Below are 704 nucleotides of genomic sequence, written 5' to 3'. Positions count from 1 at the left end.
GCGGTGATCGGCGTTGCCACCGGCGATATGGGCATCGAGAAGAACGGCGAGCCTGGCCCCAACTATACCCGCGGCATGGAATTGCGCGGCAAATATACGCTGATCGGCGAGGGCGTGCGCGGTTCGCTCGCCAAGCAGCTGATCGCCAAGTTCGATCTGCAGAAGGACCGCGAGCCGCAGAAATTCGGCATCGGCATCAAGGAGCTCTGGCAGGTCAAGCCGGAGAACCACAAACAGGGCCTGGTGCAGCACTCCTTCGGCTGGCCGCTCGGCATGAAGACCGGCGGCGGCTCCTTCCTCTATCATCTCGAGGACAATCTGGTGGCGGTCGGCTTCGTCGTCCACCTGAACTACAAGAACCCCTATCTCTATCCGTTCGAGGAATTCCAGCGCTTCAAGACCCATCCGGCGATCCGCGGCACCTTCGAGGGCGGCAAGCGGCTCTCCTATGGCGCCCGCGCCATCACCGAGGGCGGTTACCAGTCGGTGCCGAAGCTGTCCTTCCCCGGCGGTGCGCTGATCGGCTGTTCGGCCGGTCTGGTCAACGTGCCGCGCATCAAGGGCAGCCACAATGCGGTGCTGTCGGGCATGCTGGCGGCCGAGAAGCTGGCGGCGGCGATCGCAGCTGGCCGCAGCCATGACGAGGTCGTCGAGATCGAGAATGAATGGCGCAAGGGTGACATCGGCCGCGATCTGAAGCGGGT

Annotated in this window: 1 protein-coding gene; it reads left to right on the top strand. The window is 64.1% G+C overall.

Annotated elements, in window-relative coordinates; genetic code table 11:
• Window positions 1–704, top strand: a 704-nt coding sequence (locus EFR00_RS32830) for an NAD(P)/FAD-dependent oxidoreductase (RefSeq protein ID WP_148102837.1), incomplete at both ends; no start/stop codon positions are given.

Origin of the sequence: Rhizobium sophoriradicis, assembly GCF_003939025.1 — a bacterium.
GTDB classification, from domain to species: domain Bacteria; phylum Pseudomonadota; class Alphaproteobacteria; order Rhizobiales; family Rhizobiaceae; genus Rhizobium; species Rhizobium sophoriradicis.
This window is presented reverse-complemented; position numbering and strand designations above follow the sequence as displayed.